Source organism: Pseudomonas sp. TMB3-21, assembly GCF_054898145.1.
Genome location: NZ_CM142718.1, coordinates 3441111 through 3456283, shown reverse-complemented (window position 1 = coordinate 3456283; position 15173 = coordinate 3441111). Strand labels below are relative to the sequence as shown.

Genomic DNA, 15173 nt, shown 5'->3' with positions numbered 1-15173 from the left:
CATGGGCGCAAGCATTCTCACCGCGAGGAACCTCAGCAAAGTGGTTCCCAGCGCGGAAGGTGAACTGACTATCCTGCACGAACTCAGCCTGGAACTGAACAAGGGCGATAGCCTGGCTATCGTCGGCGCGTCCGGTTCCGGCAAATCCACCCTCCTCGGCCTGCTCGCCGGACTCGACCTGCCGAGCAGCGGCGAAGTCACCCTCGCCGGCCAGGCACTGAGCAATCTCGACGAAGACCAGCGCGCACGCATTCGCGCCGAACACGTGGGATTCGTGTTCCAGTCATTTCAGTTGCTGGACAGCCTCAATGCCCTGGAAAACGTCATGCTGCCGCTGGAACTGGACGGTCGCAAGGATGCCCGGGAACGCGCCACCCAATTGCTGCAACGGGTAGGCCTTGGCCAGCGCCTGACTCACTCGCCGCGCCAGCTCTCCGGCGGCGAGCAACAACGCGTGGCCATTGCCCGGGCGTTTGCCGCCGAACCGGACGTGTTGTTTGCCGATGAACCCACCGGCAACCTCGACAGCCACACCGGCGAGCGCATCAGCGATCTTCTGTTCGAATTGAACAAAGAGCGCGGCACGACCCTGGTGCTGGTCACCCACGACGAACGCCTGGCACATCGCTGCCGGCGCCTGATCCGCCTTGAAGCCGGCCTGCTGGTCGCCCCTCTGGAGCCTTGATGGCACGCCTGCCGCTGTTGCGCCTGTTCAGTATCGCCATCCGCCAATTGCTGCGCGATGCCCGCGCCGGTGAGTTGCGCGTGTTGTTTTTCGCCCTGCTGGTCGCCGTGGCCGCGAGTACCGCGATCGGTTATTTCGGCGCTCGGCTGAACGGCGCCATGATGCTGCGCGCCACCGAATTCCTCGGCGCCGACCTGCTCCTTGAAGGCAGCTCGCCGGCGCGACCGGAACAGATCAGTAGCGGCACCGCACTGGGGCTCGAGCACGCGCAGGTCGTGGAATTTTCCAGCGTCATTGCCACCGATAACGGCATTCAGTTGTCGAGCATCAAAGCGGCGGACGACGTCTACCCCCTGCGCGGCGAACTGAAAAGTGCCCCGGCGCCCTTCGCGCCGGAAGAAGTCGGCGGCGGGCCAGAACCCGGTGAAGCGTGGGTCGAAGCTCGACTGCTCACTGCGCTGGATCTGAAAATCGGCGACAGCATCGACGTCGGCATGCGCAGCCTGAAACTGGCGCGCGTGTTGACCTATGAACCCGACCGCGCGGGCAATTTCTACAGCCTGACGCCACGCGTGCTGATCAACCTCAGCGACCTGCAAGCGACAGGCGTGGTGCAACCGGGTAGTCGCGTCAGCTATCGCGAACTCTGGCGCGGCAAAGCCGAGACGCTGGAAACCTATCGCCAATCCATCACTCCCGGCCTGGCACCGAATCAACGAATTCAGGATGCCCGCGACGGTAACCGCCAAATCGGCGGCGCGCTGGGCAAAGCCGAACGTTACTTGAACATGGCCAGTCTGGTGGCTGTTTTGCTGTCCGGCGTGGCGGTGGCATTGTCGGCGACGCGCTTTGCCACACGACGATTCGATGCCAGTGCCTTGATGCGCTGCCTGGGTTTGTCGCGGCGGGAAACCCTGCTGCTGTTCAGTCTGCAATTGACGGTGCTGGGGCTGCTCGCGAGCATCAGCGGCGCCGTGATCGGCTGGCTGGCGCAACTCGGCCTGTTTGCGCTGCTGCATGATCTGTTGCCAACCGACGTGCCACCGGGCGGCCTGTTCCCTGCCATCGCCGGGATCGGCACCGGGCTGGTGGCGCTTGCCGGATTTGCTTTGCCGCCACTCGCCGCACTCGGTCGTGTGCCACCGCTACGCGTATTGCGCCGCGACATGCTGCCAATTCCGTCCAGCACCTGGATGGTCTACGGCGCAGCACTGGGCGCGCTCGGCCTGATCATGTGGCGCCTGAGCCTCGATCTGGTCCTGACCTTCGCCCTGCTCGGCGGCGGCGTGATTGCCGCGTTGGTACTGGGCGGTTTGCTGTTGCTGCTGTTGAAGAGCTTGCGCCGAATGCTCGCGCGCGCTTCGTTACCCTGGCGCCTCGGCCTGGGCCAACTGCTGCGACATCCCTTGGCGGCGGCGGGCCAGTCGCTGGCCTTTGGTTTGATCCTGCTGTCGATGGCGCTGATCGCTCTGCTGCGCGGCGAGCTGCTGGACACTTGGCAAAATCAATTGCCGAAGAATGCACCCAACTATTTCGCGCTGAACATTCTGCCGGCGGACAAACAGGCATTCACCGACCGTCTGATCGAACTGTCGGCGCACTCGGCACCGCTCTACCCGGTGGTGCCCGGGCGGCTGATCAGCATCAACGGCGAGCCGGTGCAGGAAATCGTCAGCAAGGATTCCGCCGGCGATCGAGCGATCCAGCGCGACCTGAGCCTGACGTGGGCCGCGGATATGCCTGCGGGTAACAAACTTACGGCCGGCAACTGGTGGCCCGAGCAACCGCCTGATGAAGTTCCGGGTGTTTCGGTGGAAGGCAAAGTTGCCGAAAGCCTCAAGCTCAAGCTCGGCGATCACATGGTGTTCACCGTCGGCGGGGTCAATCGCGAAGCAAAAGTCACCAGCTTGCGGGACATCAACTGGGACAATTTCCAGCCGAACTTCTTCATGATTTTCCAGCCCGGCACCTTGAAGGATTTGCCAGCGACTTATTTGACGAGTTTCTATCTGGCGGCCGGTCACGACCAACAAATCGTCGATCTGTCGCGCAGCTTTCCGGCCGTGACCATTCTGGGCGTCGAGGCGTTGCTGGAACAATTGCGCAGCATCCTCGCCCAGGTCACTTTGGCGGTGGAATACGTGTTGTTGTTTGTCTTGGCTGCCGGGATGGCCGTGCTGTTCTCCGGGCTGCAAGCAACGCTGGACGAACGCATCCGCCAGGGCGCGCTGCTGCGAGCGCTGGGGGCTGAGCGGCAGTTGCTGGTCAAGGCCCGGCGAATCGAGTTCGGCTTGCTTGGCGCGGTCAGTGGTCTACTGGCAGCGCTAGGTTCGGAGCTGGTGAGTCTGGTGTTGTACCGCTACGCCTTCGACCTGCCGTGGCATCCGCACCCGTGGCTGCTGGTGCTACCGGTGATCGGCGCGATCCTGATCGGCGGCGCCGGTGTGTTCGGCACGCGACGCGCTTTGAACGCCAGCCCGCTGACAGTGCTGCGCGAGGGTTGATAGACTCCAGCCTTCTCAACCACAAGAAGTCGCCATGAGCCGTTATCGCCCTCCCCGCACCGCCGGCACCGCGCTGATCACCCCTGAAGGTGAAGCGCGGATGCGGGCCGAGTTCCATGAGCTCTGGCACGTGCGCCGACCGCAGGTTACGCAGTCGGTCAGCGAGGCCGCGGCTCAGGGCGATCGTTCGGAGAACGCGGAATACACCTATGGCAAGAAGATGCTGCGCGAGATCGACAGTCGCGTGCGCTTCCTGACCAAGCGGCTGGAGGCGTTGAAGGTTGTCAGCGAAAAGCCCAGCGATCCGAACAAGGTCTACTTCGGCGCCTGGGTCACGATTGAAGACGAGGACGGCAAACAATCGCGCTATCGCATCGTCGGCCCCGATGAACTGGACTTGAAACAAGGCCTCATCAGCATCGACTCACCGCTGGCCCGCGCGCTGATAGGCAAGGCGCTGGACGCCGAAGTCCGCGTTCAGACGCCGACCGGCGAGCAGTGCGTGTATATCGTGGCGATCGACTACCCGTAAGCCTCAGCGGCGGGTAATCAGCCCTTGTCGAGCGACGCGTGTCAGTTGCTTGATGACTTCAGCCGCGTCCTCCAGATTGGGTGATTGAATCACCGCCAGATCGAAACTGTCGCTGGCAAAACGTGCCAGTGATTCGCCGTCTTCGACAAACTGGATCAGAAAAGCAGCAGGCCCGCCGTTACGACGTGGCCAGCCATCGAGGTAACGCAGAAGCGTCGGCTGATGCTTGCCGCCAAGCAGGATTTTTGGATTACGCTGGGTGAGATGTGCCGTGATCGGCGCGGGGCGTGCAACGGGGCTTAGTGCATTCATCGTGTCGTGTCTCTGCCTCAAAAGTCTGCATGGCAGGTGAGAGGCAACACCGAACCAGCGCTTTAGCGGTATTTCGAAGCTGTGTTGCAAGCTTCTGTCGGCAACTCTGTGAGTCACCTGGCGCCCCGCAAGTAGCTGTTTAAATCGGCGCATGAGCAACATCGTAGAGAAGCTGACCGAGCAGTGTCAAGAATGACGCGCAATAAAAAACGGGTGTGAAGTGAGAGGTCATGGAGGCTCTGCGTCCATTGTCTTCACCGCACACCCGTCCAGGTCAGGCTAGCTCGCAGGCAGCCTCGGCACTCGCGACATTACCCGGCAATGGCCCGATCAACCGACAATTTACCGGCCCCCTCGATCAACACCGCAATACTCCCGCCGAGCAACGCCAGGGCAAACTCATAGCCATTGTTGGCCATAAACAAACCATTGCTGATGTGCACCGTGAAAATTGCCACCAGCGAAACAAACGTCAGCCCCAATGCCGCAGGGCGAGCCAGCAGGCCGACAATCAACGCCAGACCGCCAAAAAATTCGGTACCACCGGCCAGCATCGCCATCAGATAGCCCGGTGCCAGCCCGAGGCTTTCCATGAACTGCGCAGTGCCTGCCAAACCGTGTCCGCCAAACGCGCCAAAAAGCTTCTGCGCACCATGTGCAGCGAAAATGATGCCGACGAAAATACGTAAAACTGTCAGGCCGTAGCCAGCGTGGGTAAACAAAACCTTATTGATCATTGAGCTCATGCTGTGTCATCCATTTTGAGAGTTGGGTAATGTTGGTCGCCATCTTAATCGAATATATAAATGCCAAAAGCGCAAATATCTCGTCATAACCATCAGTTTATCTGATTATTTGCGAGAGACGACTTTCTGTCCCTGAGGCTCTAGCGACTCCCGCTCGCGATCGAACGCCAGGTAATACTTGTTCACGCTATTAACATAGCTGACAGGTCCCATTCCCACCTGCTCCATGGCAATGCGCTCGACCTGGAAGAACCACTGATTAGGATTCAGGCCTCGTCGCCGCGCCTCGGCACGCATCGCCTGCACACGCTCCGGCCCGATGTTGTAGGCCGCCAACACAAATGCCATACGCTCGCGTTCGTTGAGCTTGGGGCTGGCGAAAAACTTGCGCCGGATCATCGCGAGGTACTTGGCACCGGCCTGCACATTGGCATCAAGATTCTGAATATTGTTGACCCCTACCCGCTGCGCCGCCGACGGTGTGATTTGCATCAAACCCGTCGGGCCTCTGCCACTGCGCGCATTGGGTTGCAGTCGCGACTCCTTGAACGCCAGCGCCGCGAGGTTTAGCCAGTCCATGCCTTGCGCGTCGGCGTGTTTCTGCAGCACAGGCCGCAGACTTTCGAGCCGTTTACGATCCGCTTTCGCCAGCGGATAGTGCACCTGATACAGGCGTCTATAGATGCGCACAAATGCCACATCCTGATCCGAAGGTTTTTTGTACCCCGTCAGAAAACGATCGATGCTGGCACGCAGCATTGATGCATCACGGCGCACGAACCAGAATTCCTCACCCGGATCGCTGATCACCACCTGCCGATCGAAACGCAACTTCGGCAAAATCTTGCCCCAGCGTTCGGCAATGGGTTGCTCGACGATGGTCAGGTGAAAGATTCCGCCCTGAACCATTTCCAGCACATCCTCGACCGCCAGACTGGGGTCGACCCATTCGATATTGACCGGCGGCAGTTTGTGCAGCGCCAGCTTCTGGTTGATTTGACTGACGGCGTCCCCGGCAGCGCTGCCGGTCGGCAACGCCAGGGTTTTGCCGGAAAGCTGCTCCAGTCGAGTAAAGCGTCGCTCACCTTTGATCCCCACCAACAGCAACGGCACATTACGCGCGACCGGTTCGCTTGAACTCACCGCATAACCGGGCTGCAGATCCAGCAGTTCGCCAGGCGCAACCAGGTCGCCCTCGCCGCGTTGCAACGCGCCGAGCAATTGATCCTTGGCTTTGGGGATTATCTTGAGGGTGATTTCCTGGCCATCACGAGCGTGGCCATTCAGGTATTGCTCGAAAGCGCGCAGGCGATGATATTCGACACCAATCGCCTGACCCTGAACTTCTCCGGAGCTGTTGCGGCTCTGATTCACCAGTACGCGCAACACGCGACTGCTGCGGATCTCCGCGAGATCACGGACCTTTGCCGCCGGCACAGCTTGCAGCGGGCCGGCAAGACGCGCGACTGCCGGCATCGGCAGCAGCAGCGAACAACACAGCAGTAGCAGAATCGAGGGACGTGTCATCCACTCTCCGGGAAGAATACTGGGCCGATTCCGAAAAATACCGGGAAATCGAACGACAGAAACAGAGCGCATTGAGCGCTGGCAAGTGCGCAAGACTGGCACAGTGGTGGCACCTTGCCAATCCGGCCAGTATTGCGGCTTTAGCAGACCGTCACAACCCTTTGTAGTTCTTGGCTTTTCTTATAAATCTACAGCTCTGATATGCTTTCCGGCCTTTGGTCCGAGGTAGCACCATGCAACTCATCGATATTGGCGTCAACCTGACCAACCCCGGTTTTGCCGACAAACATCAGGCTGTGCTCGATCGCGCCTATGCGGCCGGCGTCTGCCAACTGGTGCTGACCGGCACCAGTGTCGAGGGCAGTGAGCAGGCACTGGAGCTGTGCCAACAGCTGGATGACACGGCGCTGCGATTGTTTGCCACCGCTGGCCTTCATCCACATTCCGCCAGCGACTGGAACGCAGACAGCGCTCAGCGTCTGCGCAGTTTGCTCACGGAGCCACGAGTGCTCGCCGTGGGTGAATGCGGGCTGGATTTCAATCGTGATTTCTCGCCTCGTCCGCAACAGGAAAAAGTCCTCGAAGAACATCTGGCGATGGCGGTCGAACTGCAAATGCCGGTCTTCCTTCATGAACGCGACGCCAGTCAGCGCTTGCTGGAAATCCTCCGCGATTATCGCGACCAGCTACCTGCCGCCGTGGTGCATTGCTTCACCGGCGAAAAAAAGGCGCTGTTCAGTTACCTCGACCAGGACTTGCACATCGGCATCACCGGCTGGATTTGTGACGAACGTCGTGGCACTCATCTGCATCCGTTGGTGAAGGAGATCAAACGCGGACGGTTGATGCTGGAAAGTGACGCGCCTTACCTGTTGCCACGCAGCTTGCGGCCCAAGCCAAAAAACGGCCGAAACGAGCCGGCGTATCTGACTGAAGTGTTGCGGGAAGTGGCAGTGCATCGAGGGGAAAGTGAAGTAGAGCTGGCGGCGCACACAACCGCGTGCGCCCGGGCTTTTTTTGGGATGCCATCTTTGGATGTAGCACAAATTTTGTAGCATCTGGCGAAGGATTGCCGAGATCGACGCAGGCTCCGCCAGCTGCTACAAATGGCGCTTAACCAAAGTTACTGACCGCTGCGCAGCATTTCCTTCGGCACGTATTTGCCGATTTCAAATTTGCCGATCGCTGCGCGGTGAACTTCGTCCGGGCCATCGGCCAGGCGCAGCGTGCGTTGCATCGCGTACATATAGGCCAGCGGGAAGTCGTTGGACACCCCTGCCCCGCCATGCATCTGGATCGCACGGTCGATCACCCGCAGGGCCACATTCGGTGCGACCACTTTGATCTGTGCGATTTCACTCTTGGCGATCTTGTTGCCGACGGTGTCCATCATGTAAGCCGCTTTCAACGTGAGCAGGCGTGCCATGTCGATCTCCATCCGAGAGTCGGCAATCTTGTCGATGTTGCCGCCGAGGCGCGCCAACGGTTTGCCAAAAGCCGTCCGGTTGACCGAGCGCTTGCACATCAACTCCAGCGCACGCTCCGCCATGCCGATCGAGCGCATGCAGTGGTGAATCCGGCCTGGCCCGAGGCGCCCCTGAGCGATTTCAAAGCCGCGCCCTTCACCCAACAGGACGTTTTCGTACGGCACGCGGACATTTTCGAACAGCACTTCAGCATGACCGTGAGGCGCATCGTCGTAACCGAACACCGGCAGCGGACGGACAATCTTCACGCCGGGGGTATCCACCGGCACCAGGATCATCGAGTGCTGAGCGTGACGCGGTGCGTCGGGATTGCTCAGCCCCATGAAAATCATGATCTTGCAGCGCGGATCGCAAGCGCCCGACGTCCACCATTTTTTGCCGTTGATCACCCACTCATCGCCATCACGCACGGCTCGAGCGGCCATGTTGGTAGCGTCCGATGACGCGACGTCCGGTTCAGTCATGGCGAATGCCGAGCGAATTTCGCCGCGCAGTAGCGGCTCGAGCCAGCGTTGTTTCTGTTCTTCGTTGGCATAGCGCACCAGGACTTCCATGTTGCCGGTGTCCGGTGCGGAACAGTTGAACGGCTCAGGCCCGAGCAACGAACGGCCCATGATTTCCGCCAGTGGGGCGTATTCAAGGTTGGTCAGGCCGGCGCCGAGTTGCGACTCAGGCAGAAACAAATTCCACAGCCCTTCGGCCTTGGCCTTGAGTTTGAGCTCCTCCATGATTGCCGTCGGCTGCCAGCGATCGCCCTCGGCAACCTGGCGCTCGAACACGGCTTCGGCGGGGTAAACGTAGGTGTCCATGAACGCGGTCACGCGCTCACGCAGTTCTTGCACCTTGGGCGAATAAGCGAAATCCATGGGCAGCTCTACCTTTCAAAGTGAGGTTTCAGAAGAGTTGTTCAGATCATGCAATCGATGCTAGAACAGCAACGAAAATTTACCTAGCCTATTCTCGGCGTGTATTAACATTCATCACCGATATATGATCGGCTGATCGAGACCCAACAATAAGAGTGCCGCGCAATGAATCTGAGCAAGGTCGACCTCAACCTTTTCATCGTCTTCGACGCGATCTACACCGAAGCCAACCTGACCCGCGCGGGGCAGATTGTCGGCATCACTCAACCGGCGGTCTCGAACGCTCTGGCCCGCCTGCGCGAGACATTCAACGATCCATTGTTCGTGCGCACCGCCCAGGGCATGGTGCCGACACCGATGGCGCAGAACATCATCGGCCCGGTGCGTAACGCCCTGTCGCTGCTGCGGGTTTCCGTGCAGGAAAGCCGCATCTTCAACCCGCTGCAGGCAGTCAAGACGTATCGCATCAGCATGACCGACCTTACCGAAGCCGTGATCCTGCCGCCGCTGTTCCAGCGCCTGCGCCGCCTGGCACCGACGGTGATCATCGAAAGTTTTCTGTCCAAGCGTCGCGAAACCACCAAGGAACTGGCGGCCGGTCGTCTCGACTTCGCGGTGGATGCACCGCTCAACACCGACCCACAAGTGCGCCACGTCAAGTTGATGGAAGATCGCTACGTGTGCGCCATGCGCAAGGGCCATCCACTGGCCGGCAAAGAGAAATTGACGCTGGATGATTACCTGGCGCTGACCCACATTCATATTTCCAGTCGCCGCAGTGGCCTCGGTCACGTTGACCTGGCGTTGGGCAAAATGGGCATTCAACGCAAGATCGCCCTGCGCTCCCAGCATTACCTGATGGCTTCACAAGTGTTGCAGCAGACCGACATGGTCATGACCGTGCCGGAGCGTTTTGCCCGGCGCAACGATCTGCACGCGTTCAGCCTGCCTGTGAATGACGTGCCGCCCGTGGAAACCCACCTTTACTGGCACGAAAGCACCGATCAGGACCCGGCTAACCGCTGGATGCGCGAGCAGATGATCGAGCTGTGCCAGCAAGTCACGGCGCATGAGAAGAAGCTCGATAAGGTGTAGGAGCCGTAACCCAGGCTCGCTCCCACATTCGTTCAAATTCCTATCGAACGAATGCAGATAATGTGGGAGCGAGCCTGCTCGCGATGAGGCCAGTGGCAACACCACAGAACCGCGCCCCTTGACGTAAACGTCAACCTGCCATTAGCTTAGCGCCATGACCTTTCCGAGCGCTTCCATGAGCAGCCAGACCTACAGCATCTCCGACCTCGCCCGCGAGCTCGACATCACCACTCGGGCGATTCGTTTTTACGAAGAGCAAGGCCTGCTCAGCCCGGAGCGGCGCGGCCAGGAACGGATTTATTCGCCACGGGACAAAGTCAGTCTGAAGCTGATCCTGCGCGGCAAGCGCATCGGCTTTTCGCTGGCCGAATGCCGCGAGCTGATCGAACTCTACGACCCCACCGGCGGCAATCAGAAACAGCTGCAAACCATGCTGACCAAAATAGCCGAGCGCCGGGATCAGCTGGAGCAACAGATGCTCGACATTGAACAGATGAAGCTGGAACTTGATACCGCGCAGGAGCGCTGCACTCAGGCGCTGGAACAGACAATCAAGAGTCAATCAATTCAGTAGGTTCACGCTGTCTCCTGTGGGAGCGGGCTTGGTCTGGGCGGCATTCCGACGAATGCGGACTCACATTCAACAAAAATGTTGGCGGATACACCGCTTCGCAAGCAAGCCCGCTCCCACAGGTCTTCAGTGCACTCAGTCAATCAGCACAGGTCGATTCCCATGCCCCTACCCTCCCACGTACGCCTGGTCGAAGTCGGCCCCCGCGACGGGCTGCAAAACGAAGCTCAACCGATCAGCGTCACCGACAAAGTACAACTGGTTAATGCGCTGACGGCTGCCGGCCTGGGCTATATAGAAGTCGGCAGTTTCGTATCGCCCAAATGGGTGCCGCAAATGGCCGGTTCCGCTGACGTCTTCGCGCAGATCCAGCGCCAGCCGGGGGTGACCTATGCCGCCCTCGCGCCGAACCTGCGCGGTTTCGAAGACGCGATTGCCGCCGGGGTCAAGGAAGTCGCGGTGTTTGCTGCCGCTTCGGAAGCGTTCTCCCAGCGCAACATCAATTGCTCGATCAGCGAGAGCCTGCAGCGCTTCGAGCCGATCATGGACGCTGCCCGGCAGCACGGCGTGAAGGTGCGCGGTTATGTGTCCTGCGTACTGGGTTGCCCGTACGAGGGCGACGTCAAGCCCGAGCAAGTCGCCCGTGTCGCCCGGGAGCTGTATGCGATGGGCTGCTACGAGGTCTCTCTTGGCGACACCATTGGTACTGGCACCGCGGGCGCTACCCGTACGATGTTTGAAGTGGTATCGGCCGATGTGCCTCGTGAGAAACTGGCCGGGCATTTCCACGACACCTATGGCCAGGCGATGGCCAATATCTATGCCAGCCTGCTCGAAGGCATCTCGGTGTTCGACAGTTCCATCGCCGGTCTCGGCGGCTGTCCCTACGCAAAAGGCGCCAGCGGTAACGTTGCAACCGAAGACGTGGTGTACCTGTTGAATGGCTTGGGCATCGATACCGGAATTGATCTGGACGCCTTGATTCTGGCGGGTCAGCAGATCTGCACCGTGCTGGGTCGCCCGACCGGTTCGCGCGTGGCCAAGGTACGGAGCGCGCAGTGAGCAGACTGATGTGACCAAGGTGTTACCGCGCGCTCCGAAATGTGGGGGACAAGCGAGTAACACGGAAACAAATTGTCGGATTTCACCTGACGTAAAATTCCCAAAAAAACTCAAGCCTTTGAATTAAAAGGATTTTATAAAGTTGGCACGGCTTCTGCTATCTCTATGGCATAACAAGAATAAAAAGCAGCAAACCAATAAAAATAAGACGAAACGACTCTGATATAACAAGAACAACACGGCAGAGACGCAGCTAACAGATTTTTTTGGAGAGGATGTGCTTTTCAGGGTGCTTTTCGGAGTAACCCGCAACCGGACAGAGAATAATAAAACTACCTTCAGGTAGCTCCAGTACTGGTTGGATCGCTCAGCGAAAAAGTAGATCAGCGCTCAAAAAAATACGTTTGCTCTTGATCCCGGATGGGGATCGATAAAAACAGCGGTAAAGGGTCACGGTTTCCAAAAACAACAAAAGACCGCCCCTCAATAATAAAAAAAGAGCACGCAACGACAAATTAAAGGGGAGCCTCGGCTCCCCTTTGTGCTTTCTGCGATTCGGATTTGCTCACCACCTCTTTGGGAGTCAGCCTGCTGGCGATTGCGGAGTGTCCATCAACATTCGCGTATCTGAACCACCGCTATCGCCAGCAGGCTGGCTCCCACAAGGGGAGAATTTGTCATAACGGCTCTTCGCGCAGCTCCTCGATACTGATCTCGCGCATGCGGAATTTCTGAATTTTGCCGGTCACGGTCATCGGAAATTCCTCGACGAACTTGAAATGCCGCGGTGTCTTGAAGTGGGCGATGCGCTCCTTGCACCAGGTTTGCAGTTCTAGCTCGCTGGCGCTGTGCCCCGGATGAAACTTGATCCAGGCAACAATTTCTTCGCCATAACGCGAGCACGGAATCCCGATCACCTGCACGTCCGCCACCGCCGGATGGGTAAAAAAGAACTCCTCCAGCTCCCGCGGGTAAATATTCTCACCGCCGCGGATGATCACGTCCTTGTTGCGCCCGGCGATGCACACGTAGCCTTCATCGTTCATGCTCGCCAGATCGCCGGTGTGCATCCAGCCGGCCGGGTCGATGGCGTCGGCGGTGCCCTGCGGATTGTTCCAATAGCCGAGCATGACGCTGTAACCGCGGGTGCACAGTTCGCCGATGGTGCCGCGCGGCACCGGGTTACCCGCTTCGTCGATGATCTTGCTTTCCAGTTGCGGCTGAGTGCGGCCGACGGTGGTGACGCGCACTTCCAGCTCGTCTGACGGCCCGGTCTGCAAGGACACCGGACTGGTTTCCGTCATGCCGTAGGCAATCTGTACTTCGCTCATGTGCAATTCGCCGATGACCCGGCGCATCACCTCGATCGGACAGGTTGCGCCGGCCATGATCCCGGTGCGCAGGCTCGACAGGTCAAATTCGGCACGCTGCGGCTGATCGAGCAAGGCAATGAACATGGTCGGTACGCCGTAGAGCGCGGTGGCTTTTTCTTCGGCGACAGTGGCCAGCGTCAGTTGTGGATCGAATGCATCATTGGGATAAATCATGGTGCTGCCATGGGTGATGCAACCCAGATTGCCCATGACCATGCCGAAGCAGTGATACAGCGGCACAGGAATGACCAGACGATCGCTCGCGGTCAGGCCGAGGCTTTCGCCGACCATGTAGCCGTTGTTGAGAATGTTGTAATGACTGAGGGTCGCGCCCTTGGGGAAACCCGTGGTGCCAGAGGTGTACTGAATGTTCACCGGTTGGTCGAAGTGCAGACTGTCCTGGCGCTCGCGCAACTGTTGTGGTGAAACGCTGAGCCCGAGGTCGGCCAGCTGCGACCACGGCAGGAAACCCGAAGGTGGCTGCGAATCAAGGCTGATCACGCCGCGCAGATCCGCTAGGCGCTCGCTGCGTAAATGCCCGATCGACTGCTCTGCCAGCTCAGGCACCAATCCCTGCAACATCGCGTGGTAATCCGAGGTTTTGAAAGCACCGGCGCAGACCAACCAGTGGCAGCCCGATTGCTTCAGCGCGTACTCAAGCTCGGAACTGCGGTAAGCCGGATTGATGTTGACCAGAATCACGCCGAGTTTCGCACTGGCGAACTGACTGATGCACCACTGCGCACAATTCGGTGCCCAGATGCCGAGACGGTCGCCGGTTTGCAGACCCAGCGCCAGTAGAGCCCGGGCGTGAAGGTCAACAGCGTCGGAAAGTTGCTGCCAGGTGTAACGCAGCTGCTGATGCCGCACGACCAGCGCCTCACCGTCGGGATACTGCGTGACCGTGTTATCGAACGCCTGGCCGATGGTCATCGCCAGTAGCGGTTTGTCCTGAGAACCACGGGTATAGCTGCGTTGCGATTTTGCGCCGGGCTGATCCATGACGTGACGTCCCCTGTTGTTTTTATAAGAGCGAACTGGCTTGTCCGCAACAAACAGCGGCGCGCTTATCGAGCTGACGCCTCTTATAGTTGCATCCTTCGCTAGCAGGCTGTGCGCCTAAAGAATCACTCAAGTTAACGTTAACGTAAAGGGTGATTGACAGTCATTCGTCGCAGGCTTACGTTAACGTAAAGGTGAGAACTGAATCATCCTCTCTCCACCCTACAAAAAAGCCAAAAGGTGCCCCATGAGCTACCCATCCCTGAACTTCGCCCTCGGTGAAACCATCGACATGTTGCGCGATCAGGTTCAGTCCTTCGTCGCCAAAGAGATCGCCCCGCGCGCTGCTCAAATCGACATCGACAACCTGTTCCCTGCCGATCTGTGGCGCAAATTCGGCGACATGGGCCTGCTCGGTGTCACCGTGCCGGAAGAGTACGGCGGCGCAGGCCTGGGTTACCTGGCGCATGTGGTGGCGATGGAAGAAATCAGCCGGGGCTCGGCCTCGGTCGCGCTGTCCTACGGCGCGCATTCCAACCTCTGCGTCAACCAGATCAACCGCAACGGCAACCACGATCAGAAATCCAAATACCTGCCCAAGCTGATCAGCGGCGAGCACGTCGGTGCGCTGGCCATGAGCGAGCCGAATGCCGGCTCAGACGTAGTTTCAATGAAACTGCGTGCCGACAAACGCGGCGACCACTACGTGCTCAATGGCAGCAAAACCTGGATCACCAACGGCCCTGACGCCAGCACTTATGTGATCTACGCCAAAACCGATCTGGAAAAAGGCCCGCACGGTATCACCGCGTTTATCGTCGAGCGCGACTGGAAAGGCTTCAGCCGCAGCAACAAATTCGACAAGCTCGGCATGCGCGGCTCGAACACTTGCGAGCTGTTTTTCGACGACGTTGAAGTGCCGGAGGAAAACATTCTTGGCGTGCTCAACGGTGGCGTGAAAGTGCTCATGAGCGGACTCGATTACGAGCGCGTCGTGCTTTCCGGTGGCCCGACCGGGATCATGCAAGCGTGCATGGACCTGATCGTGCCGTACATTCACGACCGCAAGCAGTTCGGTCAGAGCATCGGCGAGTTCCAGCTGATCCAGGGCAAAGTCGCCGACATGTACACCCAGCTCAACGCCAGCCGCGCCTACCTCTACGCGGTTGCCCAAGCCTGCGAACGCGGTGAAACCACTCGCAAGGACGCCGCGGGCGTGATCCTCTACAGCGCCGAACGCGCCACGCAAATGGCCCTCGACGCGATCCAGATTCTTGGTGGTAACGGTTACATCAACGAATTCCCGGCGGGTCGTCTGCTGCGTGACGCCAAGCTGTACGAAATCGGCGCCGGCACCAGTGAGATCCGTCGCATGCTGATCGGCCGCGAACTGTTTAACGAAACTCGCTGA

The 15173-nt window shown here is 59.1% G+C and carries 13 protein-coding genes; 8 read left to right on the top strand and 5 right to left on the bottom strand.

Annotation, left to right across the window (positions count from 1 at the left end; all coding sequences use genetic code 11):
- Position 1: 1 nt before the first annotated feature.
- The 3 genes from ACYZTS_RS15850 to greB are packed head-to-tail and all read left to right on the top strand — an operon-like array spanning position 2 to position 3721.
- Positions 2-685 (top strand): ABC transporter ATP-binding protein, encoded by a 684-nt coding sequence (locus ACYZTS_RS15850; protein WP_461990350.1) that lies wholly within the window; start codon positions 2-4, stop codon positions 683-685.
- Positions 685-3189 (top strand): ABC transporter permease, encoded by a 2505-nt coding sequence (locus ACYZTS_RS15845; RefSeq protein WP_461990348.1) that lies wholly within the window; start codon positions 685-687, stop codon positions 3187-3189. Before ACYZTS_RS15850 ends, ACYZTS_RS15845 begins: the two co-directional genes overlap by 1 nt.
- Positions 3190-3223: 34 nt before the next feature.
- Positions 3224-3721, top strand: a complete 498-nt coding sequence (greB, locus tag ACYZTS_RS15840) for a transcription elongation factor GreB (RefSeq protein ID WP_028619975.1) — start codon at positions 3224-3226, stop codon at positions 3719-3721.
- 3 nt (positions 3722-3724) lie between these two features.
- Here greB and ACYZTS_RS15835 read toward each other — a convergent pair whose 3' ends face one another.
- The 3 genes from ACYZTS_RS15835 to ACYZTS_RS15825 all read right to left on the bottom strand — a co-directional run bounded on the left by ACYZTS_RS15835 (position 3725) and on the right by ACYZTS_RS15825 (position 6306).
- Positions 3725-4033, bottom strand: a complete 309-nt coding sequence (locus ACYZTS_RS15835) for a class I SAM-dependent methyltransferase (protein ID WP_461990346.1) — start codon at positions 4031-4033, stop codon at positions 3725-3727.
- A 311-nt stretch (positions 4034-4344) separates the two neighbouring features.
- Positions 4345-4779, bottom strand: coding sequence for a DoxX family protein (locus tag ACYZTS_RS15830; protein ID WP_028620914.1), 435 nt, complete (start codon positions 4777-4779; stop codon positions 4345-4347).
- Positions 4780-4884: 105 nt separating this feature from the next.
- Positions 4885-6306 (bottom strand): MltF family protein, encoded by a 1422-nt coding sequence (locus ACYZTS_RS15825; RefSeq protein WP_461990344.1) that lies wholly within the window; start codon positions 6304-6306, stop codon positions 4885-4887.
- Between the two features lie 233 nt (positions 6307-6539).
- On the opposite strand from ACYZTS_RS15825, the gene ACYZTS_RS15820 reads away from it, so the two are divergent.
- A complete protein-coding gene (locus ACYZTS_RS15820; RefSeq protein WP_461990342.1) occupies positions 6540-7361 on the top strand; it encodes a TatD family hydrolase in 822 nt (273 codons plus the stop codon).
- Positions 7362-7429: 68 nt separating this feature from the next.
- On the opposite strand, the gene ACYZTS_RS15815 is transcribed toward ACYZTS_RS15820, so the two are convergent.
- Positions 7430-8659, bottom strand: coding sequence for an acyl-CoA dehydrogenase (locus ACYZTS_RS15815; protein ID WP_461990341.1), 1230 nt, complete (start codon positions 8657-8659; stop codon positions 7430-7432).
- Between the two features lie 165 nt (positions 8660-8824).
- Here ACYZTS_RS15815 and ACYZTS_RS15810 point away from each other — a divergent pair, with 165 nt between their 5' ends.
- From ACYZTS_RS15810 to ACYZTS_RS15800, 3 genes are all read left to right on the top strand, one after another.
- Positions 8825-9754: a LysR family transcriptional regulator gene (locus ACYZTS_RS15810; RefSeq protein ID WP_028620910.1), complete on the top strand. Its 930-nt coding sequence runs from the start codon at positions 8825-8827 to the stop codon at positions 9752-9754.
- A gap of 175 nt (positions 9755-9929) precedes the next feature.
- A complete protein-coding gene (locus tag ACYZTS_RS15805) occupies positions 9930-10328 on the top strand; it encodes a MerR family transcriptional regulator (protein WP_028620909.1) in 399 nt (132 codons plus the stop codon).
- 159 nt (positions 10329-10487) lie between these two features.
- Positions 10488-11387 carry a hydroxymethylglutaryl-CoA lyase gene (locus ACYZTS_RS15800; protein WP_461990340.1) on the top strand — a complete coding sequence of 300 codons (900 nt, stop codon included), beginning with the start codon at positions 10488-10490 and terminating at the stop codon, positions 11385-11387.
- A gap of 677 nt (positions 11388-12064) precedes the next feature.
- Here ACYZTS_RS15800 and ACYZTS_RS15795 read toward each other — a convergent pair.
- Positions 12065-13762 (bottom strand): AMP-binding protein, encoded by a 1698-nt coding sequence (locus tag ACYZTS_RS15795; protein ID WP_461990339.1) that lies wholly within the window; start codon positions 13760-13762, stop codon positions 12065-12067.
- 247 nt (positions 13763-14009) lie between these two features.
- Here ACYZTS_RS15795 and ACYZTS_RS15790 point away from each other — a divergent pair, with 247 nt between their 5' ends.
- On the top strand, positions 14010-15173 hold the full coding sequence (locus ACYZTS_RS15790) for an isovaleryl-CoA dehydrogenase (RefSeq protein WP_461990337.1): 1164 nt from the start codon (positions 14010-14012) through the stop codon (positions 15171-15173).